This window comes from Rhodococcus sp. O3 (assembly GCF_048897285.1).
GTDB lineage: Bacteria > Actinomycetota > Actinomycetes > Mycobacteriales > Mycobacteriaceae > Rhodococcus.
In genome coordinates this window covers 40,909-62,781 of the sequence record NZ_JBMBTE010000018.1, presented here as the reverse complement: position 1 = coordinate 62,781, position 21,873 = coordinate 40,909, and the positions used below count along the sequence as shown (strand labels likewise).

General features: G+C 66.3%; 20 protein-coding genes. 12 read left to right on the top strand and 8 right to left on the bottom strand.

All coding sequences use genetic code 11. The features are described from left to right. The 6 genes from ACN675_RS08300 to ACN675_RS08275 all read right to left on the bottom strand — a co-directional run. Positions 1-865: alpha/beta hydrolase (locus tag ACN675_RS08300; RefSeq protein WP_420750394.1), on the bottom strand; the 865-nt coding region annotated here is incomplete at its 3' end. Between the two features lie 137 nt (positions 866-1,002). Continuing rightward, a complete protein-coding gene (locus ACN675_RS08295; protein WP_420750389.1) occupies positions 1,003-1,710 on the bottom strand; it encodes a GntR family transcriptional regulator in 708 nt (235 codons plus the stop codon). Between the two features lie 42 nt (positions 1,711-1,752). After that, the gene (locus tag ACN675_RS08290; RefSeq protein WP_420750393.1) at positions 1,753-2,982 is read right to left on the bottom strand and encodes a CaiB/BaiF CoA transferase family protein; all 1,230 of its coding nucleotides are present in this window, start codon (positions 2,980-2,982) and stop codon (positions 1,753-1,755) included. A gap of 59 nt (positions 2,983-3,041) precedes the next feature. Next, positions 3,042-4,142: an acyl-CoA dehydrogenase family protein gene (locus ACN675_RS08285; RefSeq protein ID WP_420750388.1), complete on the bottom strand. Its 1,101-nt coding sequence runs from the start codon at positions 4,140-4,142 to the stop codon at positions 3,042-3,044. Next, positions 4,139-5,296: an acyl-CoA dehydrogenase family protein gene (locus tag ACN675_RS08280; RefSeq protein ID WP_420750387.1), complete on the bottom strand. Its 1,158-nt coding sequence runs from the start codon at positions 5,294-5,296 to the stop codon at positions 4,139-4,141. The genes ACN675_RS08285 and ACN675_RS08280 overlap by 4 nt, the downstream gene beginning before the upstream one ends. Then, positions 5,293-6,108 (bottom strand): enoyl-CoA hydratase-related protein, encoded by an 816-nt coding sequence (locus tag ACN675_RS08275; protein WP_420750386.1) that lies wholly within the window; start codon positions 6,106-6,108, stop codon positions 5,293-5,295. Before ACN675_RS08275 ends, ACN675_RS08280 begins: the two co-directional genes overlap by 4 nt. A gap of 123 nt (positions 6,109-6,231) precedes the next feature. Between ACN675_RS08275 and ACN675_RS08270 the strand changes: the two genes are divergently transcribed. Next, positions 6,232-6,990: an SDR family NAD(P)-dependent oxidoreductase gene (locus ACN675_RS08270; RefSeq protein WP_420750385.1), complete on the top strand. Its 759-nt coding sequence runs from the start codon at positions 6,232-6,234 to the stop codon at positions 6,988-6,990. Next, positions 6,987-7,406 (top strand): VOC family protein, encoded by a 420-nt coding sequence (locus ACN675_RS08265; RefSeq protein ID WP_420750384.1) that lies wholly within the window; start codon positions 6,987-6,989, stop codon positions 7,404-7,406. The genes ACN675_RS08270 and ACN675_RS08265 overlap by 4 nt, the downstream gene beginning before the upstream one ends. Before the next feature lie 375 nt (positions 7,407-7,781). Here the strand turns inward: ACN675_RS08265 and ACN675_RS08260 are convergent, their stop codons facing one another. Further along, positions 7,782-8,561 carry an IclR family transcriptional regulator gene (locus ACN675_RS08260; protein WP_420750383.1) on the bottom strand — a complete coding sequence of 260 codons (780 nt, stop codon included), beginning with the start codon at positions 8,559-8,561 and terminating at the stop codon, positions 7,782-7,784. Between the two features lie 272 nt (positions 8,562-8,833). Between ACN675_RS08260 and ACN675_RS08255 the strand changes: the two genes are divergently transcribed. The 8 genes from ACN675_RS08255 (at position 8,834) to ACN675_RS08220 (ending at position 19,138) form a co-directional block, all read left to right on the top strand. Then, positions 8,834-10,030, top strand: a complete 1,197-nt coding sequence (locus ACN675_RS08255) for a Rieske 2Fe-2S domain-containing protein (protein ID WP_420750382.1) — start codon at positions 8,834-8,836, stop codon at positions 10,028-10,030. Positions 10,031-10,079: 49 nt separating this feature from the next. Further along, positions 10,080-11,264 carry an acyl-CoA dehydrogenase family protein gene (locus tag ACN675_RS08250; RefSeq protein WP_420750381.1) on the top strand — a complete coding sequence of 395 codons (1,185 nt, stop codon included), beginning with the start codon at positions 10,080-10,082 and terminating at the stop codon, positions 11,262-11,264. 31 nt (positions 11,265-11,295) lie between these two features. Then, on the top strand, positions 11,296-12,207 hold the full coding sequence (locus ACN675_RS08245; protein ID WP_420750380.1) for a VOC family protein: 912 nt from the start codon (positions 11,296-11,298) through the stop codon (positions 12,205-12,207). Positions 12,208-12,274: 67 nt separating this feature from the next. Continuing rightward, positions 12,275-13,891 (top strand): flavin-containing monooxygenase, encoded by a 1,617-nt coding sequence (locus ACN675_RS08240; protein ID WP_420750379.1) that lies wholly within the window; start codon positions 12,275-12,277, stop codon positions 13,889-13,891. A 36-nt stretch (positions 13,892-13,927) separates the two neighbouring features. Beyond that, positions 13,928-15,907, top strand: a complete 1,980-nt coding sequence (locus ACN675_RS08235) for a flavin-containing monooxygenase (RefSeq protein ID WP_248673013.1) — start codon at positions 13,928-13,930, stop codon at positions 15,905-15,907. Continuing rightward, positions 15,904-16,164 (top strand): hypothetical protein, encoded by a 261-nt coding sequence (locus ACN675_RS08230; protein ID WP_420750378.1) that lies wholly within the window; start codon positions 15,904-15,906, stop codon positions 16,162-16,164. The genes ACN675_RS08235 and ACN675_RS08230 overlap by 4 nt, the downstream gene beginning before the upstream one ends. A gap of 131 nt (positions 16,165-16,295) precedes the next feature. Next, a complete protein-coding gene (locus ACN675_RS08225; RefSeq protein WP_248673015.1) occupies positions 16,296-17,144 on the top strand; it encodes an SDR family oxidoreductase in 849 nt (282 codons plus the stop codon). Positions 17,145-17,215: 71 nt separating this feature from the next. Next, entirely contained in the window at positions 17,216-19,138 is a 1,923-nt protein-coding gene (locus ACN675_RS08220) for an ATP-binding protein (protein ID WP_248672921.1), read from the top strand. An 82-nt stretch (positions 19,139-19,220) separates the two neighbouring features. On the opposite strand, the gene ACN675_RS08215 is transcribed toward ACN675_RS08220, so the two are convergent. Then, positions 19,221-19,706, bottom strand: coding sequence for a nuclear transport factor 2 family protein (locus ACN675_RS08215; protein ID WP_420750377.1), 486 nt, complete (start codon positions 19,704-19,706; stop codon positions 19,221-19,223). 190 nt (positions 19,707-19,896) lie between these two features. Between ACN675_RS08215 and ACN675_RS08210 the strand changes: the two genes are divergently transcribed. After that, complete coding sequence (locus ACN675_RS08210) at positions 19,897-20,916, top strand: alpha/beta hydrolase (RefSeq protein WP_420750376.1); 1,020 nt, start codon at positions 19,897-19,899, stop codon at positions 20,914-20,916. Between the two features lie 62 nt (positions 20,917-20,978). Further along, complete coding sequence (locus ACN675_RS08205; RefSeq protein ID WP_420750375.1) at positions 20,979-21,872, top strand: SDR family NAD(P)-dependent oxidoreductase; 894 nt, start codon at positions 20,979-20,981, stop codon at positions 21,870-21,872. Position 21,873: the final 1 nt, after the last annotated feature.

The following is a 21,873-nucleotide window of genomic DNA, read 5'->3' as shown; positions in this document are numbered from 1 at the left end:
CGCCCACCTCGGCCATGGCTGCCCGCGCCCGCGCGACCGTCGCGGTCTGCATCGCGAAACCGTGCCCTACGCCGGGATACCGCAGCTGCGCCGTCGGCACACCGGCGTCGCGGAGGCGGTTTCCGTAGTCTTCGACCCCGTCGCGCAGGGGGTCGGCGTGTCCGACCGCGATGATCGCAGGCGGTAGCCCGGCCAGCGACGAAGCGAGTGCGGGTGTCCCGTACTCGTCGTCGGTGGCCGGATCGTCGCCGAGATAGAGATCCTTCATCCAGTCGATGTCTGCCGCAGTCAGGAACGGGCTGTCTCCGAATTCCCGCATGGACGGCCGGTCGCAGCGGCGCTCCAGACCCGGGTAGAACATGACCTGCTGGGCGATCGCCGGGCCGCCTTCGTTGCGCGCGCGCAACGCTGTCGCCGCGGCCAGGCCACCTCCGGCGCTGTCCCCGCCGACGCCGATGCGGCCGGTGTCGACCCCGAGGCCGGCCGCCTGTTCATGGAACCAACACAGCGCCGCGTACGCCTCGTCGTGGGCGACTGGATACGTGTACTCGGGGGCCAGCCTGTAGTCGACGTTGGCGATCACCGCGCCGGTGGCTTCCGCGACGTCCCGGGCCAGGCGGTCGAAGGACGCCAGCGAGCCCATGATCATGCCGCCGCCGTGGAACCACAGCAGAGCAGGGGCATCGACCGTCGGTGCCGCCGGGGGACGGTAGATGCGCACCGCCACCGGTCCATGGGGGCCTTCGAATCCCGTGTCGGTGATCGAGCGCATCTCCGGACCCGCGGGACGGACGATCGACTCGAGGTTGCGTCTCGCGCCCTCGACTCCGATCTCTCGCATGGGTCGTGCGCCGGCATCGGCCATGCGCCGGACGATCGCGTCGACATCGTCGTCCCAGACGGAGGTGTACCGGCCGGTGGGTTCGGTGACAGACAAGTCGTGTTCTCCTCGGTGGACCGGGGCTTCGCCCGGCGGGTGGGGAACGTGACGGATGGCCTGCGTCAGGATTCGGCACGGGTCGTGTTGCGCAACAACATCCCGGTGCCGGCCTCTCCGCCACGTCGGTGCTCGTTCATCAGTGCGATCAGGCGCTCGTTGTCGTGGTCGGCGAGCGCGTCGATCATGGCTTCGTGTTCGGCCACGACCCGTCGGCGCACTTCGGCGTCGAAGAGATAGGCCGCGTGATACGGCATGGCCAGGCGCCACAGTCTGCGGATCTCGGCCACCACCAGACCCAACGGTGATCGGTCGAACATTGCGAAGTGGAAATCCTGGTTCGCCAGTCGCATTTCCAGGAGATCGTTGCGGTCCGCCGCGGCGGCGACGCGGTCGCCGAGGCCACGGACCTCGGCGAGTGCCGCGTCGTCGAAGGCGGGGAGGGAGGCCAGCACCTCGCGCTCCAGGGCGTGTCGCATCAGGTAGATCTGGTCGAACTCCGACTGCTCGAGCCTCACGACGGCATAGCCGACGTTCCTGCGGTGCTCGACGAGGCCCTGCGAGGCGAGTTCGCGTAGTCCCTCCCGGATCGGGAGGCGACTGACGCCGAGCCGTTCGGCCATCATTTCCTGCCGGATGGGCTGACCGGGGAGCAGGTCGCCGGTGATGATCATTCGTTCGATCTCGGTGGCCACCCAGTCGGCGCCGCGAACGGACGCGCCTCCGCGCGAGCCGGTGGCATCCCCATCGGCCGCTGTAGCGTGTCGGCTCACCTCGGTCCCTCCTCGTGCCACTGTCGGACCGGTGGCTGTCGGTCATGCCCTGTCGAGCGCACCGTCGCTTCTCAGGGCGTCGACGTCGTCCACGCCGTACCCCATGGCGCCGAGGATCGCCTCGGTGTCGGCTCCGCGCGGTACGGCTCGGCGCGGGGTTCGCGTCGAGCTGCGGCCGAGTTTGATCGGCACGCCCAGGCCACGATAGTCGACCGTGTCGAGGAACAATCCGCGGTGAACGGTTTGTGGGGCGGTGAGCGCCTGGTCCACCGTGTTGACCGGACTGGCGGCGACACCGGCGCGTTCGAGTTCGGCGGCGAGGTCGTCGCGGTTCCACCGGGCGATCCGTTCGGCGAGCAGGGCGGAGAGTTCGTCGCGGTGCCGGGAACGTACGCCGTTGGAGAGGAAGCGCGGATCGTCGGCGAGTTCGGGGACGCCGAGCACGGCGACCAGCGAGCGGAACTGCCGGTCGTTGGCCGCGCTGACGAAGAAGTCGCCGTCGCGGGCGGCGAAGACCTGGTACGGCACGACCGTCGGGTGATAGTCGCCCGTGCGCTGCGGCACCTTCCCGCTGGAGACCCAGTTGGAGGCGTGCGGGTGCAGAAGCGAGATCACCGAGTCGAGAAGTGTGATGTCGACGAGTTGTCCCCGGCCGCTGCGTTCGCGTTCGGTCAGGGCGAGCAGGATGCCGCTGACGGCCATGTGAGCGGCGACGATGTCGACGACGGGGACGCCGACGCGCAGCGGGTTACCGTCCGGGTAGCCGTTGACGCTCATCAACCCGCCGAAGGACTGCAGCACCGCGTCGTAGCCGGGCAGGCCGGCCATCGGCCCGTCGACGCCGAACCCCGTGATCCGGCAGTACACCAGTCGCGGGTTGGTCTCGGTCAGCACGGTCTCGTAGTCGAATCCCCACCGGGCCATGGTGCCGGCCTTGAAGTTCTCGATCACCACGTCGGCACCGTCGAGCAGGTGGCGCAGCACGTCGCGACCGGCGGTGGTGCGCAGGTCGAGGCAGATGTTCTCCTTGCTGTGGTTGAGCCCGGCGTAGTACGCACTGCTCTGTCCGCTCTCGTCGAAAGGTGGTCCCCAGCCCCGTGTTTCGTCGCCGGTCGGCGCTTCCACCTTGATGACTTCCGCGCCGTGGTCGGCCAGTGTCTGGGCTGTGTACGGGCCGGCCAGGACACGGCTGAGGTCGAGTACTCGCAGACCGGCCAGGACACCGACTCCGGTGTTCTGCTCCGCTGCACGCCACGCGGCTCGGCCGTCGATGACGGGGCTGTCGGAAGCGGTCGGTTGTGCGGTCGCGCCGCCTGCCGGTGGGAAGGAATTCACGGCCGGCTCCTGTCCGTGGTCGTCGGTGTCTCGTCGTGTGTCGATCGGGTTCCGACGACGACGTCCCAGACGTCGACGCCGTCGTCGAGGATCCGGCTCGCCAGGGCGTCGGCCCAGAAGCTCTCCGAGCCGTGGCGGTCGCGCCAGCTCCACAAAGACGTGGTGAACCGGCCGAGCGGGTGTTCGGACGTGGTTCCGATGGCGCCGTGGATCTGGTGGCCCGCGGCAGCGACAGGCTGGGCGGACATCGCCGTCACCACCTTCGCGGCCGCCGTCGCCACGTACGGGTCCTCGGGGGTGTCGTCGGCCGCAGTCGCCGTGTCCACCGCGATCTCCATCATGGTGGTCAGAGCCGCGAGCTGTGCCAGGCGTTGCTGAACCGCCTGGAACTTTGCGAGAGGCCGCCCGAACTGGGTCCGCTCCGAGGCATAGCGCAGCGTGTGGTCGTGTACGGCGGCGGCCGCCGCGGTCGTGGCGGCCGCATAGGCGAGCGCGCCCCGCCGAACGAACTCGTCGAGCGAGACCGGGGCAGCACCGTAGAAGAGGACGGGCGCGTCCTCGAAGGTGACGTCCCCGATCGAGACGCCGATCGGATCCGCTTCGGCTGTGATGGTGACACCGGGTCCGGACATCGCCACTGTCGCGACGGACGATCCTTCGGCGCCGGGTTCGGGCGGGAGCAGCACGACGAGCGTGTCCGCGTCCCCGGCGTAGGCGACGTCGGTGACCGTGCCGTTCAGGACCGTGGCGCCGTCGAGGGAACGGACCGAGCACGAATGTCCCACTGCGGCGGACGCGGTGGCCGCGGCCGGTGTGTGACCCGCCGACGCGGCGAGCCAGTGCGCCAGGACCGTGTGTTCGATCAACGGGGTCAGCGCGCCGCGTCGCGCTGCGACCGCCACGATCGCGAGCACGTCGGCGAGTGTCGCCCCGTCGCCGCCTGCGGTTTCGGGGATACCGATGGTGGTGAAGCCGGCGGCATCGAGCTGTGCCCAGATCGCGCTGTCCGTGCCCCGAGCGGGGGTCTGCAGATCGACGCCGATGCGATCGATCATGGACGTGGTGGCCGAGATCAGCTCGGCGGTGAACTCACTCATCGAACCCCCAGACCGCGGGCGACGATCCCGCGCAGGATCTCGTTGGTGCCACCTCGAAGGGTGAACACCGGTGTGTGCAGGACACTTTGGGCCAGCATGCGGGCGAGTGGATCCGCACCGCCGCGGCGCGCTCCGACTCGGCCGGACGATCGCACGGCCTCGACGAGGTCGCCTTCGAACGTCGAGCCGAGGTCCTTGACCATCGCTGCGAGTACGTCGGGCTTGCGTCCCGCGGTGAGTTCGGTGGCGACTCGCAACGACATTCGCCGCAGGGCCCAAGCACGCGCCGTCAGTACGCCCAGGGTCTCCCTCTGGCCGGGTGTCGCGCCGGCCTCGGAGAGGTGCGCGGACCATGCGCGCAGGAGCGGCATGGTGCTGAGGTAGCGCTCGGGTCCCGAGCGTTCGAACGCGAGTTCGCTCATCACCTGGGCCCATCCGTTTCCGCGGGTGCCGAGCAGTGCGGACGCGGGCACGCGCGCGTCGTGGAAGATCACCTCGTTGAAGTGCTGTTGCCCGTCGATGCTGCGCAGCGGGCGAATCTCGATGTCGGGATGGGGGAGATCGACGATGAACTGGGACAGGCCGTTCTGGCGGTCGGTGGGTTGCCCGTCGGTGCGAGCGAGCACCACCATCGCGTGTGCGAGATGCGCGCCGGTGGTCCACACCTTGGTTCCGGTGATCGTCCACGACTCACCGTTGTCGACAGCGCGCGTGCGGACCGCTGCGAGGTCCGAGCCGGCGTCGGGTTCGCTCATACCGATGGCGAAGAAGGTCGTGCCTGCGGAGATTCCGGGAAGGTAGCGCTGCTTCTGTTCCTCGGATCCGTTCGTGAGGATGCTCGGGGCCATCTGCCGGTCGGCGATCCAGTGCGCCGCGACCGGGGCGCCGTGCGCGAGCATCTCTTCGTTGACGACGAAGCGTTCGAGGGGGCTGCGTCCGCGTCCACCGTATCGGGTGGGCACCGTCATGCCGAGCCAGCCTCGCTCGGCCACGCGGCCGCTGAAACCGGGGTCGAACCCGGTCATCCAGCTGTCGACGTCCGGAACGTAACTGCCCCGGGCGAGTTCGTCGGCGAGGAAGCCGCGCACGTCGGCGCGCAGGTCCTCGAGTCGGGTATCCGTGGGATCGGGATGTTCGGTACGCACAGCGGTCATGACCGATTCGGTCCTCGGGACGACCACGCGGCGTTGCCTTTCCGCGACATCGACCACATCTGCACGCCGCGCTCGATTTCGAGTGCAGATGCCCAGCCGACGGCCGGGGGACCGAGTTCCAGACGTGCGCTGGTCATGATGCGGCGGGTCAGTTCGGGATCGGCGGCGGCTGTTCTCACCAGCTCGTCGACCGTTCGGGGAATGTCCTCGACCGCGACCGCGGTGTAGGCCAGACCCCGGGCGACGGCTTCGGTCCCCGTCAACGTTCGGCCGCAGGCGGCGAGGGCGATGGCTCCCGACCAGCCGAGGGCCCGCCCGAGCAGGGAGATGTGCCCGCCACCGGGGTGGATCCCGCGGGCGGAGAAGCCGCTGTCGAGCACGGTGTCCGGGGTGACCACCATGATGTCGGCGGCCATCGCGAGATTGAGTCCGGCACCGACTGCGCCGCCGACCACGACTGCGATGGTCGGCACGGGAAGTGAACCGACGCGCACGAATGCGCCGTAGACGGCGGAAGTGCGGCGAACGGACTCGGGGGCAGCGGGATCGGAGGACGACGACGCGAGGTCGCGGGTGTCGGCGCCGCTGCAGAAGTAGCTGCCGTTGGCTTCGATCACGGCGACGCCGATCGTGGGGTCGGCTTCGACGCGGTCGCAGAAGGCGACGATTTCGGCTGCCATGTCGAGGGTGATCGCGTTCTTGCGGCGGGGATTGTTGAGGGTCAGGCGGGCGACGCCGTGGTCGAGGGAGGTGAGTACCGGCGGTTCCGTCGGGCCTGCGCCCAGGTCCGCGTCGGGTGAAGTCTGGGTCATGGGGCGACCGTAACAGATTGGATTCATATTTTGGATCCAATTTTGATTGACAAAAACTGGCGGGCTGCTGTGCACTGGCTGGACCACAAGTCGCCGCGCAGGCGGCGTCGGGAAGGAGTACCTGTGTTCAGCTTGGCGGGACGCATCGCGCTGGTCAGTGGAGGCGGACAGAGCGTCGGTGAAGGAATCGCGAAAGTGCTGGCGCGACAAGGTGCCGCGGTCATCGTCAACGATCTGCACGCCGAACGGGCCGAGAAGGTTGCAGCCGCGATCGTGGAGGAGGGCAACGTCGCCGTCGCCTCGGCGTTCGACGTCACCGACTTCGACGCCACCCTGGAACACGTGCGCGCCGCGGAAGCGGAACTCGGTGGGCACGTCGACATCGTCGTCAACAACGCGGGTGTCGCCGAAGGTCGCGTGATCAAACCGTTCCGGGAGCTGTCGCCCGAAGAATGGCGGGCGCCGATCGACCTGAACATCTTCGGGTCGATGAACTGCATCAAGGTTGCTCTCGACGGAATGTGCGATGCCGGCTGGGGGCGGGTCGTGCAGATCTCTTCGGGATCCGCGCGGACGGGCCAGGACATCAACCAGACGATGTACGCGACCGGCAAGAGCGGCATCGAAGGCTTCATCCGTCATCTCGCCGCCGAGACCGGCAAGCACGGTGTGACAGCCAATATCGTGGCGCTCGGCCACCAGAAGAACCTCGAGGACAAGATGAGCCCCGAGATGATCGAGCAGATCCTGCGGACCATTCCCATCGGCCGATTGGGCGACCCGATCGAGGTCGGGGCGTTCTGCGCCTATCTCGCATCCGACGAGGCCGGCGGTATCACCGGACAGACGTTGGACTTCAACGGAGGGTCGCAGACCCGATGACGCCGGACTCGAGCCCGCCGAGCACGATGTCGCTCACAGCGCTGCGGGTGGCCGATCTCGATCGCGCCGTCGAGTTCTACGTTCGGGGTTGCGGATTCGTGCACGACAAGGATCTCACCACCCCGGCGTTCCGGGCCACGATCGTCCGGGCCGGTGTCGCCGGACTCGAACTGGTGCTTCCGACGGACGGTGGTGCGGACGCCACGCCCGACCACGGCAACATGCTCGTCAAGATCGTCGTCAACACCACGGACACCGAAGCGCAGATGGCCGACGCCTGTGCGCACGGCGGTACCGAGGTGACCCCGGCGACCGGACTCGAGGCATACGGCATGGTGATCGGATCCGTCCGCGATCCGGACGGCTATCTCGTCGAGTTCGTACAACGCGCGGCCGTCGAGACTTCCGACCGTTGAGCGGGAGAGCCACTCGCTCCGAGGCACAGGCGCCGTCAGGGTCCGTGACGGAATTCCACGGACCCTGACGGAACGCGCGGTAAATACTGCTGCGAGACAACAAGTTCGACGTTGAATCAGTCGGTTCGGGGTGGTCACCCTGTGCGGTGCCCTCGCCGCAACAGCCCGCGGAACGTCGGTGTCCGCCTGAGATCGGAGAACGTCCATCGGCCGCGGTGTCTGCAGGGGACACCGCGGCCGACGTGTTCGGTGACAGCGAGGTTCGACGAACCGGCTCAGTGTGCGACGAACCGGCTCAGTGTTCGACGAACCGGCTCAGTGTGCGACGAACCGGCTCAGTGTGCGACGAACCGGCTCAGTGTGCGACGAACCGGCTCAGTGGGCCACGAGGTCCGCGGCCACGCAGCGCTGCCAGATTTCTCCCGCGACCATGCGCAGGGGAGCGACCATCTTCTGATGGTCGAACGTGCCCACGGGCGCGCAGACGGACAGCGCCGCCAGGTTGCCGTACATATGATCCGGCGGGCCGATCGACACCCCGACGCACGCGATGCCAGGGAACGCCTCACCCCGGTCGAACGCGGCGCCACGGTCTCGGACCAGGGCCATCTCCTCCTCGAAGCGGCTCGAGGCGGAAGGGATGCCGTGCTTGCCCTCGGTGGCGCCGTGGAGCCCACGGGCCGACGATGTCCCGGAGACCGCAGAGAAGGCCATGACGACCTTGCCGAGCGCGGTGAGGTGCGCCGGCACCCGCTGTCCGACAGCAGTCGGGGTGGGACCCGAGGAGCGTCCGTTGATCTTGGTCAGGTAGACGGTGTCCCCGCGGTCGACGACGCCGAGCTGAATCGTGATCCCGGTGCGCTGCGCGAATGCGTGCATGACGGGACGCGCGTGCTGGAGGAGCCGGTTCTGATTGAGCGCGGCCTGCCCCATCTCGTAGGCCTTGACACCCAATTCGTAGGTCTGCTCGGGCGAGCGGGCGAGCCATCCCGCATTGGCGAGTTGTTCGAGCAGGCGGTGCGCCGACGACCTGGGCAGCCCGGTGCGGGCCGTGACCTTGGCTAATGTCATCGGGCCCGTGCTGAGGGCCTCGAGGACCAGCGACACCCGGTCCACCACGGAAACCGGAACTCCATCGGTGCGTGACGTACTCAACCCATCCTCCTGACACCCGAACTCGGTGTGATGCCCATCACGGTACCTGCGGTGTGCTTCGGACATCAATGCACTCGAGACCGTTCGCCCCGCGCGTGCCGCGTCGGGGAACCGGCGTGTACGAGTACACGCCGCGGTCCCGGCGGGAGATGCCGCCGGAACTGCTCTCCCGTTGTACGGGAGACCCGCGTCACAGGGCAAGCCCCGCTTGCCAAGCTGACCACACACGACGGGCGAGTTGTCGCGATCAGTCGATCAGGAGGCGAGGCACAGTGAGTTCCACCGATTCCGAGGATCAGATTCGCATCATCGACACCGGCACGCCACCGGCACGGTATGCGCGCGGTTGGCACTGCCTTGGGCTGGTGCGCGACTTCGCCGACGGTGAACCGCATCAGGTGGATGCATTCGGGACATCCCTCGTCGTGTTCGCAGGCGAGGACGGACAGCTCAATGTCCTCGACGCGTACTGCCGGCACATGGGCGGCAACTTGGCTCAGGGCACCGTCAAGGGCAACTCGATCGCATGCCCGTTCCACGACTGGCGCTGGCGCGGTGACGGAAAATGCTCCGGAATCCCCTACGCGCGCAGGGTCCCTCCTCTCGCCCGCACGCGTGCGTGGACTACGACCGTGGTCAGCGGCCAGCTCTTCGTGTGGCACGACCCCGAAGGGGCCGAGCCGTCCGGCGAAGTGGCGATCCCAGCGATCCCCACGTACGGCGATCCCGGCTGGACGGACTGGGTGTGGAACTCGATCGAGGTCACGGGTTCGCACTGCCGCGAGATCGTGGACAACGTCGTCGACATGGCGCACTTCTTCTACGTGCACTACGGGATGCCCACATACTTCCGCAACGTGTTCGAGGGACACACGGCGACACAGGTTATGCGCTCGCGGCCGCGGGCCGATGCCGTCGGGGTGAGTCAGTCCACCAACTACAGTGTCGAGAGCCGATCGGATGCAACGTATTACGGTCCGTCCTACATGATCGACAAGCTGTGGAGTGGCGGCCGAGATCCCGAATCCGCGCCGAACATCTACTTGATCAACTGCCACTACCCGATAACGCCGACGTCGTTCCGCCTGCAGTACGGGGTGATGGTGGAGAAGCCCGCCGGAGTCCCGGACGAGCAGGCCGAGCAGATCGCTCAGGCGGTCGCGAAGGGCGTCGCGATCGGTTTCGAGCAGGACGTGCACATCTGGAAGAACAAGTCCCGCATCGACAATCCGTTGCTGTGCGAGGAGGACGGTCCCGTCTACCAGTTGCGCCGCTGGTACGAGCAGTTCTACGTCGATGTCGCCGATGTCCGACCGGAGATGATCAACCGGTTCGAATACGAGATCGACACGGAACGTGCCCTCGCGAGCTGGCAGGCCGAGGTGGACGAGAACCTCGCAGCCGGGCGCAGTGCCTTCGCGCCGAACCTGACGGCAACCCGTGCGGCATCCGGGACGGCCGGATCCTAGCGCGCGTCCCCCTCGACGATTTCATCCGATTCCTCACAGGAGTACGACCATGAGCTATGAAGTGCTCGACAACATCGTCGCGATCGCGGACGACCTGCGTGCCGCTGCCGACGAATCCGACGCACTCGGCCGGCTGACCGACGACATGGCCAAGAGCCTCAAGCGAGCCGGGATCATCCGGTTGCTGCAGCGCAAGAAGTACGACGGCTACGAGGCGCACCCTCGCGAATTCGCCGAGACCGTCATGAAGACGGCGAGCATCTACGGTTCTGCGGGTTGGGTGGGTGGAATCGTCGGCGTCCATCCCTGGCAGCTGGCGTTCGCGGACCCGAAGGTTCAGGACGAGGTGCTGGGCTGGAACTCCGATACCTGGCAGGCGTCGCCGTACATGCCCGGCGGCATTGCGATCCCGGTCGAGGGTGGATACCGCATGACCGGGCGCTGGCAGTTCTCCTCCGGAACCGACCACTGCGACTGGATCTTCCTCGGCGCGCTGATCGGCGGACCGGACGGTGCACCGATCATGCCGCCCAGCGGGTTGCACGTGATCCTGCCGCGATCCGACTACGAAATCGTCGACGACTCGTGGGATGTGATCGGACTGCGTGGAACGGGCAGCAAGGACATCGTCGTGAAGGACGCCTTCATCCCGGACTATCGGGTGATGAAGGCGCAGGACGTGATCGATGGAACCGCGGCCAAGGAATACGGAGTCACCGAGACGCTCTACCGGATGCCGTGGTCGACGATGTTCCCCCTCGGCATCACCTCCGCCACGATCGGCATCTGCGAAGGTGTCCTGGCCGCGGGAATCGCGTACCAGCGTGAACGGGTGGGCGCCGCCGGAACGGCGATCAAGGACGACCCGTACGTCCTCCATGCGCTGGGAGAGGCGGCCGCGGAGCTGGACGCTGCGCGGCAGCAGTTGCTCGCGAACGTCGACCGTATCTGGGATCTGGTCGACGCGGGTAAGGAAGTCGACTTCGAGACTCGAGCCTCCTCCCGACGCAATCAAGTGCGCTCGGCATGGCGAGCGGTCCGTGCGGCCGACGAAGTTTTCGACCGCACGGGTGGCAACGCGCTGCGCGTCGACAACCCTCTGCAGCGGTTCTGGCGGGACGCGCATGCCGGACTGCACCACGCCATCCATGTGACCAGCACGACCTACCACGCCTCGGCCATGGCCTCGTTGGGGATAGACGTCCCGAACGGCCCTCTGCGCGTGATGATCTGACGCTGTTTCCGGTGGACAGGAAGGGAACTCTGTGACCGAGATCAAGGGCCTGGGATACGTTCGTGTGCTGGCCACCGACATGAATCGCTGGCGCGAGCTGGGATTCGACGTACTCGGATTCGCACCGGGTAGCGGTATCGAAGAGGACGCGCTGCACTTTCGGATGGACGAGCGACCGTCCCGGATCACCGTGGAACGCAGCGATGTCGATCGCGTCAGCGCAGTGGGCTGGGAGGTCCGGGACGGCGCGTCTCTGCGCCGGCTCGCGGAGCGGCTCGACGATGCCGGCTGCGAGTACAGCGAGATGCCGTTCGAGATGTGCGAGGCGCGTCGCGTCGAAGGTGGGCTCCTCATGAAGGATCCGGGCGGTACTCCGCTGGAGTTCTTCTTCGGCCCGGCGCTCGATCACAGCCCGGTGATCACTCGCTACGGCCAGAAGTTCGTCACCGGAGCGCAGGGGCTGGGGCACGTGGTGATGCCCACAACGATGTTCGACGAGTCTTTCCGCTTCTATACCGAGGTACTGGAGTTCCTGCCGCGCGGCGCATTCCGCATGCCCTCCCCGCCCGGCACTCCACCTCAGCGGATCCGTTTCCTCGGCGTCAACCAGCGGCACCACAGTCTTGCCATCATGCCGAGCCTCGAGGGACGAGACCCCGGGCTGATCCACGTCATGGTAGAGGTGGATTCCCTCGACGCGGTGGGGCGTGCCCTCGATCAGGTCGAGGCGCACGAGTTCCCGGTTTCCTCGACGCTCGGCAGGCACACCAACGACAAAATGATCTCGTTCTACGTCCGGGTACCGGGCGGATGGGACATCGAGTACGGCACCGGCGGAAAACTCGTCGACGAGACCTACTACACGGCGGAAGAGATCACCGCGGACAGCTATTGGGGCCACGAGTGGATGTGGGCCCGGCAGGCGAAGGCCGCGAGCGCATGACCCCGCCGACCGATTCGCAACTGGGTGAGCCCGGACCGACGGACTCCCGGACAAGGATGTGACCAGAATGGACATGCAGAGAACAGATTTCGATGCAGTTGTCATCGGAGCCGGCATCTCGGGACTGTACGCGGTGTACAAGCTTCGTGCACGAGGAATGACCGTGCGCGGCTTCGAATCCGCGGCAGGCGTCGGGGGTACGTGGTTCCACAACCGCTATCCCGGAGCGCGGTGCGACGTGGAGAGCGTCGACTACTCCTACTCGTTCGACGAGGAGCTCCAGCAGGAGTGGACCTGGACGGAACGGTTCGCCACCCAGGCGGAGATTCTCGCCTACCTCGAGCACGTGGCAGACCGGCACGACCTTCGATCCGCCTACGAGTTCCTCACACGGGTCACCTCCACCGTGTACGACGAGGAGACGGCGCGATGGACAGTCACCACGGACACGGGTCACTCGGTGACTGCGAGGTTCTGCATCATGGCCACCGGTGTGCTGTCGGCGACCAACCGCCCCGACATCCCGGGCCGGGACTCGTTCACCGGCGAGTCCTACCACACCGGCGAATGGCCGCACAGCCCTGTCGATTTCGCCGGCAAGCGAGTCGGGGTGATCGGAACCGGCTCGTCGGGAATGCAGTCCATCCCGCTGATCGCCCAGGAAGCGGCACACGTGTTCGTGTACCAGCGCAGCCCGAACTATTCGATTCCCGCCGGAAACCGGCCGTTGACCGCCGAGCAGATCGAGGAAGTCAAGGCCACCTACTCGGAGCGTCGCCGGCTCGCGCGTCTGAGCGGCGGTGGAACCCCCTTCACGCCGTACCCGAAAGGGGCGATGGAAGTCGACGAGGCCGAGCGCCGACGCGTGTACGACGAGTGGTGGCAGCGCGGTGGATACCTGTTCGCGAAGGCATTTCCCGATCAGACCGTGAACCTGGCCTCGAACGACACCGCACGCGAATACGTCGAGGCGAAGATTCGCGAGATGGTGAACGATCCGGAGATCGCGGACCAGCTCATTCCCACCGACCATCCGATCGGGACCAAGAGAATCGTCACGGACAGCGGGTATTTCGAGACCTACAACCGGGACAACGTGACCCTGGTCAATCTGCGACGCACTCCGATTGTCGAGGTTACCGAGACCGGCGTGCGAACGAGCGAGGAACACCACGAGCTGGACATGCTCGTGTTCGCGACCGGCTTCGATGCGATGACCGGTGCGCTCTCGCGGATCGACATTCGCGGGCGCGGCGGCCGCGCTCTGCGTGACGAATGGGCAGCGGGGCCGCGTACCTACCTGGGACTGGCATCCCACGGCTTCCCCAACATGTTCTTCATGGTCGGTCCGGGCAGCCCGAGCGTACTGGCAAACATGGTGCTGATGGCGGAACAGCAGGTGGACTGGATTTCCGACTGCCTCGATCACCTCGACGAACACAATGCACGGTCGATCGAGGCCGGTGAACAGGCCGTCGACGAGTGGATCGCCGAATGCAACGAGAAGGCCGCGGGCACTCTGTTCCCGACCGCGAACTCGTGGTACATGGGTGCCAACATTCCCGGCAAGCCGCGAGTCTTCATGCCTTACATCGGCGGTTTCGCCAACTACTGCAACATCTGTGCCGAGGTCGCGGCCGCGGGCTACAAGGGATTCGACATCGTCGGATCGGAGAGGGCCTGACATGACTACGGCACATCCATCGACGAGGGGACAATGATGACCGAGACGGTGCCCGTCGACTCCGGTGCGGACGTCGACGCCGAGAGCCACGAATCACAGTTGCGCGCAGCGATCGACGTATGTGATCCGGCGCCGCTGCTCATGTCGCTCGTACACGTGACCGGTGATACCGGCCTCCTCGACGAGTTCGGGTCCCGGCTGACGATCGGCGAACCGGGCAACCACTACCGCACCGGCACCCGTCCGACCACTCCGCCGGGGCAGTACCCCGCCGAGGTCGTCGCCGACATCCGGACCCGTGCGCACGAACTGCTCACCGTCGAAATGATCGATCGCCTCGGTGTTCCCGATCGCGAGACATTTCTCCGCATGGCGACGATCGCGACGTCGGAGCGCGTCGACGACGAGTTCGTCCCGATCCTGCTCGAACAGGCCGGATTCGTCCTGGGGGAGCGCCGCGTGCCGGTGACCGTCACGCCGCCCGCCGACTTCTCCGTCATCGTCATCGGTGCCGGGATCGTCGGCATCAACGCCGCGATCAAACTGCAGGACGCCGGATTCCGGTACCGCGTCTTCGAGGCGCGACACGAGATCGGTGGAACCTGGTCGCGCAACACGTATCCGGGCGCTGCTGTCGACACTCCCAGCCACTACTACTCGTACTCCTTCGAGCTGAACCCCGGTTGGTCGAAGTACTACCCGTCGGGCGTCGAATACCAGCAGTATCTGAAGGGCGTCGTCGACACCTACGGGATCGCCGAGAACATCTCGTTCCGGACCCGGGTGCTGTCGGCACGTTGGCTCGACGACCAGCACGTGTGGGAGGTGACCACCGAGTCCGCCGACGGATCACGGGAGGTACACCGTGCGAACGCGGTCGTGACAGCGCTGGGCATGCTCAACTCGCCGAACATCCCCGACGTCGAGGGCTTGGATTCGTTCGGCGGCACGGTCGTCCACACCGCCGACTGGGACGAGGGTCTCGACCTGACCGGCAAGCGCGTCGTGGTCCTGGGCACCGGATGCACTTCCGTGCAGGTGGTCGCCGACATCGTCGATCGGGTGAAGACACTCGACGTCGTGGTCCGCTCACCACACTGGATCGTGCCGGAGAAGGCCGTCGTGAACGACGTTCCGGAGGAGGAGAAGTGGGCCCTCGCCCACATTCCCCGTTACCACGAGTGGTTCCGGTTGCGTTCGTACTGGTTCGCGTCCGACAATCTGTACACACTGCCGCGAATCGATCCCGAATGGGCGCAGACCCATTTCTCGGCCTCGCCGGCCAACGAGATGGTGCTCAACACTGCGCGGAACTACTTGCAGGACAGCTTCCCGGACCGTCCGGATCTGATCGAGAAGCTGACCCCGGACTTCCGTCCGTACGGTAAGCGGATCGTCAAGGACCCCGGCTTCTTCAAGGCACTCACCCGTGATCACGTGGCATTGCACCGAGCATCGTTCGAGCGTGTGACACCGGACGGCGTCGTCACAACCGAGGGCCGGTTCGTGCCCGCCGACGTCATCATCCTGGCCACCGGATTCGCGCTGGAGTTCACCACGTCTATCGAGATCACCGGACAGGACGGGCGCACTCTTGCGGAGCGGTGGAAGGGCGGTGACGATCCGCGTGCCTACCTCGGCATCCAGGTCTCCGGATTCCCGAACCTGTTCGTCACGGCAGGACCCAACTCTGCGCCGAATCATGGTGCGGGACACAATATTCTGAGCGAAGAACACGTCCACTACATCGTCGAGTGCCTGCAGTACCTCCTCGAGAACGGGCACGACGCGATGGACGTGCGTCAGGACGTACTCGACGAGTACAACCGCAAGGTGGACGAAGCGCTCGACAAGACTGTGTGGGTGCATCCCGGCGCGGAGATCAACGGCTACTACCGCAACAGTCAGGGACGGGCGGTGGTGCCGTGTCCGTGGCGCCTGGTCGACTACTGGACCATGCTGAGAGAGCCGAACCCGGACGCTCTGGAATTCATCGACCCGGTGGTCCCGGGATGACGATGCAGCCGCTGAACTGCGAGACGTGCGGACGTGGTGTGCTCGTCGAGAAGTTCAGCGCCGCGCACACCTCGATCCAGTGGACCTCCGACGCGTCGGAATGCCCGATGATCAGGGACGCAGTGCAATCGGTCGGTGACCACCGGCGCGGCTGCAGTGCGCTGCGTCGCTCCATCGACCGTGCGGTGGAGCGTCACGAACTGAGCGAATCACGGATCGATCTGCCGACCGGACCGGATCTGCCGCGGCTGCATTGACCAGCAGCAGCACGGCCCGCTGCGGAATCCCGCAGCGAGCCGTGCTGTCCGATCGGCGTCAGGCCGGAGTATCGAGTATCGGCCACCTGGGACGGTGGACGGTGGCCTTCGAGCGCGCAAAGGGCGGTGCTGTGGGTATCTATGCGGTGACAGGATCGGCGTCGGGAATGGGCCGTGCGGTTGCGGATCGGCTCCGGTCCGCCGGGCACACCGTCATCGGTGTCGACATCCAGGAAGCCGACGTCGTCGCCGATCTGTCGACCGTCGGCGGACGGCAGAAGGCGGTGCGGGGGGTGCTCGCGGCCGCGGGCGATCGGCTGGACGGTGCCGTGCTCGCCGCCGGTCTCGGCCCGGCGCCCGGGCCGGAGCGTCCGAGGCTGATCGCAGAGGTCAACTATTTCGGTGTCGTCGATCTCCTGGAGGGGTGGCGAGACGCGCTCGCGTCGACCGGCAACGCCAAGGTCGTCGTCTTCTCCAGCAATTCCACGACCACCACCCCGGCCGTGCCCCGTCGCACGATCAACGCCTTCCTCAACGGCGACTCGGACCGTGCGGTGCGTTCGGTCCGGATCTTCGGAAGAGGAGCTCCGGGAATCATCTACGCAGGATCGAAAATCGCCGTCAGCAGATGGTTGCGACGCGCCGCTGTACGTCCCGAGTGGGTGGGTGCCGGAATTCGGCTCAACGCACTCGCGCCCGGCGCGATCATGACGCCGTTGCTGGAGAAGCAGCTCGCCACACCGTCCGAGGCCAAGGTCATCCGTTCTTTCCCGGTGCCCGTCGGCCGATTCGGCGACGCCGGGCAGCTCGGCGACTGGGTGGTGTTCATGCTGTCGGATGCCGCCGAATTCCTCTGCGGAAGTGTAGTCTTCGTCGACGGCGGCTCCGATGCGTACTTCCGGTCCGACGACTGGCCTCGGTCCGTCCCGGTCGGTCGCATCGTTCCCTACCTGCGCAGGTTCCGCGCATTCGGCCGGTAGTCACCGGCCGCTCCGGAATACACACGGGAATGGAAGGGAACCGACCGATGGGGCGATTCGGGCGCAGATCCGTGAAGCTCGCAAACTGGCGCTTGTCGTACAAACTGACCGCGATTCTCGTAGTTCCCCTGCTCGCGGCTGTCGCTCTCGGCGCACTGCGTATCTCCACGCAGCTGGATGAGGCCCGTCGCTTCGAATCACTCTCCGAACAACTCGCTACTATCCCCGCGCTGTTCGACTTTTCCTACGACGTTGTCAGCGTGACGACTGCGGCGAGCCTCGGCATGCCGGCCACCGTTCAGCCGGAGCAGTTCAGGCAATCCACCGCGGACGTCCAGGCACTCGCCACTGCCGGAATCCTGGAGCCTCGAATCGTCGAGGGCCTTGCCCGCCTGATCCAAGACGGACAAACACTCCACGACACCGCGTACACCGGTGGTATGTCGGCCGAGGAACTCGATCGGCGCACGATCGACTTTCTGATCCGCTGCGAGGCGACTTTCCGTGAGTTGCTCGATCTTGCCGAGGGCACAGAGGTGCTGACCGACGGTGCCAACATGCTCAATGCCTGGAAAGCGCAACGGACGATGCTCGACCAGGCGAACGCACTCGGCTTGTTCGCCGTCGATCCCGAGACAGCACGGCTCACTGCTCAGAACGCCATGCACATCGAGGAGGCAACTCTCGGGCTGCTGCGCGGAAGTTCGCTCGATCACGGCCGGCTCGACGGCCTGCTCGAGAATCTCGTCGTCCGCCGGGCGCTGGTTGCCGATTTCGATCCTCGACGGGATTCGGGGGCGGAGTTGAGCAACGCGATGTTGGCGGCCTTTCCTCCGTACCAGGAGATGAACAGCAAGGCGATCGCGCAGATCACCGAGACTCTGGATCGGCTCACCGCCGATGCGCGGACCTCCGCGACGCGCGACAGTATCCTCGTCGCCGCGATACTTGTGATCGCCCTCGGCGTCGCCCTTCTCGTGGCGCGTGCTCTGTCCGTTCCGATCCGGCGACTTCGCGACGGCACCCTCGCCGCCGCCCACCACGAACTGCCCGCCGCGATCGCCGCGGTCAACGACGGAACCGACATCGCCACGGTCGAACTCACTCCCATCGAGGTGCACACCGACGAGGAAATCGGCGAACTCGCCCGCGCCGTCGACACCGTGAACTCCGAAGCCCTCCGTCTCGCCGGCGAACAGGCACACCTGCGCCGACAGATTTCGACGATGCTCGAGACCCTCGCTCGCCGCAACAAGACCCTCGTGGAACAGCAACTGTCGCTCATCGACTCCCTCGAATACGAAGAGAAGGACCCCACCCGACTCCGGAGCCTGTTCTCCCTCGACCACCTCGCCACGCGAATGCGCCGCACCGGCGACTCGCTCCTGGTCCTGTCCGGCACCCGGCCCCGTACCCGCACCGCGGCCACCCCGCTGGGCGACGTTCTCCGGGCCTCCGTGTCCCAGGTCGAGAACTACGACCGTGTGCGGATCGGAAGAACACCTCACGGCTACCTCGTAGGCACCGCCGTCACGGACGTCGTGCACCTGCTCGCCGAACTCGTCGACAATGCGCTGCGGGCCTCGCCGCCGAACAGCACCGTCACGTTCGAATTCTCATCGGCCGTCGGTGGAGGACTGCTACTCGAAATTGCAGACTGTGGCATCGGTGCACCGGCCGAAATTCTCGGCGAGATCAACACACGTCTCGCTGCCGGCGACAGCGCCGAAATTCATGCACCCCGGCAGATGGGCTTGTTCGTCGTCGGCCGCCTCGCTGCCCGAAACGGCATCAGCGTCCGGCTGCGGCCCACGTTCGATTCGGAGACCAACGCCGGCATCACTGCGTCCGTCTACTTCCCGGCCACGCTCCTCGCCGAGGTCCACTACGCGGAACCCGAGCAGATGAAGGAGCGTCCCCCTCGCCTACGCCGGTCCGACGATTCCGCCAGGCACGATGACGACCCCATCGCGTGGGCACCCTTCCAAGGGTGAGTTCTCCCGGCACGGACGAGCGGTCGGGGATCTCACGGCCGCTCGTCCGCGAACTGCTCGATTTCGTGGTCGGAACGGAAGATCAGCTCTGCGAGGTGGGTTCCCTGCACTCGTAGAATCGTGGAGTCGTGTCCACGCGGAGCCGGGTCAGTGCGCGCCGGCTGATCAGCCACCTGCCGTTCTCCAGGCGGTATTCCTCGTGATAGTGACCGTATCCGTGGAGGTGCTCCTCCTGATCCCCGTTCGTCCACCACAGTTTGTCCTCCATCGCCCAGATGCCCCGGGCCGTCGTGTCGGAGGTCAGCTCGATTTCGGGTGTGTGGCCGTGATGCACGGACGTGATCGGAATGCGGCCGTCCAGGACGCGCCTGATGGATGCGGTCACGGCGTCGGCGCCTACGACATCGTGGTCGCCGAACGTCGAACTCACGACGTCGTCCGTGTGGAGAGTCGGATAGACGTGCCATTCCTTGTTGTCCATGCACCGTAGCCGCGCCGCGAAGGTGCGCTTGATCTGCTCGATGGCCAGACACTGTTCGGCTGCGCTGAGAGTCGGTTCGATTGTCATGGTGGCACTGTCGGTCGTGGACTCCGGAGAATACAACGGCTGATTCCGCTGAGCGGTTGAGTGGGTCCACCACCGTCGACCCCGCGCCGATCGGTCTCCGGTACGACTGCCACTCTTCGTTTTTCGGTGGATCTCCCGGAGAACGGGAGACGGTCGTGTGCGAGTGTGTCCGGCCTCCTAGCGTGAGCGGATGACGACTGGGGGATTCACTTCCGATCAGAAGGAGAAGGGCGTGCGCCGATCCGATCTGCACCCCGATGTCGAGGCGATGCTCTCCACCTTGGAGGCAGGATTCCCCGACGTAACGCAGTATCCCGCTGCCGAGCTGCGGCAGATCATCGTCTCGCGGCGAGCGCCGCTGACGCGGACCCCGGATATGCGGATGGCGCGGGACGTGGTGATCGACGGGCCGGGCGGTGATCTGTCTCTGCGTGTGTATGTCCCACACGGAGACGGGGCAGCGCCGCGACCCGTGATCGTCTTCGCGCACGGCGGCGGATTCGTCTTCTGTGACCTCGACAGCCACGACGAGTTCTGCCGGTCGATGGCGGCGGCAGTAGATGCAGTCGTGGTTTCGGTCGACTACCGGTTGGCTCCGGAGAATCCGGCACCCGCGGCGATGGAAGACGTGTACGCGGCGGTGTGCTGGACGGTGGAGAACGCCGACTCCTACGGGGGTGATCCCGCGCGGGTAGCGGTTGCCGGAGACAGCGCCGGTGGAAATCTCTCGGCAGCAGTCTCGGTCGCAGCACGGGAGCGCGGCGGCCCCTCGATCGCGGCACAGATCCTGCTGTATCCCGTGATCGGGGACGATTTCGAGACGGAGTCGTACCGGAAATACGGCGTCGGCTACTACAACACAACCAAGGCGATGCGCTGGTACTGGGAACAGTACGCGCCGAACGGCCGCGACAGCGCCCTCGTCGTCCCCTCTCGCGCCTCGACGTTGGCGGGGCTGCCCCCCGCGCTGGTGGCCACCGCAGAATTGGACCCGCCGTGCTCGGAGGGCGAAGCCTATGCGGAGAGACTCGCCGCGGACGGGGTGCCTGTCATCGCGCACCGCTTCGACGGGTTGTTCCACGGATTCCTCACGTTCCCGCAGCTGTCGCTGACCGGGCCCGCGCGGGAAGAACTGTGGCAGTTGATCAGCCGGATTCTCGACCCTGCCGTTCGAGGAGCAGGCTCCGCGAGCCGAGCAGGCACGAGCTGACAGGACATGACCACAACAATTCGGGATGCAATGCCCGGACGACCAGGCATACGGGGATAGAAATGACACGACGACTGACAGGCCGCACCGCTCTGGTGACCGGGAGCAGCCGGGGGATCGGGCGGGCGATCGCACGGCGATTGGCCGCAGAAGGTGCTGCGGTGGTGGTCACTGCACGCTCGAGGACACCCTCGCGATCGATTCGGGACGGGCGTGAGCACGTGATCGAGGGCACGTTGGACGAGACGGTGCAGTTGATCGAGAGCGCCGGCGGCCGGGCCGTCCCGATTGCGGCGGATCTGGAGGACCCGGCGCAGCGATCGGGGCTCGTCGATGCTGCGATGGATGCCGTGGGCGGAATCGACATCCTGGTCAACAATGCGGGGTTCGCCGATTACTCCTCCATCGAGGACATGGGTGAGGACACCTTCGACCGCACTCTCGAGCACTATCTCAAGGTTCCCTTTCTGTTGTCGCAGGCGGTGATTCCTCGCATGCGCAAGGCCGGGGGCGGGTGGATCGTGAACATCGGCTCGTCCACCGGGCTTCCGCCGATACGTCCCTTCCGGGAGTACAACAAGACCTCCGGCGATGTGATCTACGCGTCGGCGAAGGCCGCGTTGCATCGGTTCACCCAGGGCCTGGCCGCAGAGGTGGTCGACGACAACATCGCCGTCAATGTGGTCGGACCGTCGACGGCGATCATGACTCCGGGTGCGGCGGCGTTGCTGCCGGAGGGTTACGAGACGGAACCGGTGGAGTACCTGGCGCAGACAGTTCTGGAGATGTGCACGCTGCCGGCAGCCGAGCGCACCGGCCTCGTGGCGTTCAGCCTGCACTTTCCGTGGTCGCAGGGAATCCCGGTGATGGACCTGGACGGCCGGATCGAATTGCCGCGGCGGCAGCCTCCGGAATGGGCGAATCCGAACATCGCCGCGGACGGGCTGGTGGTGTGAC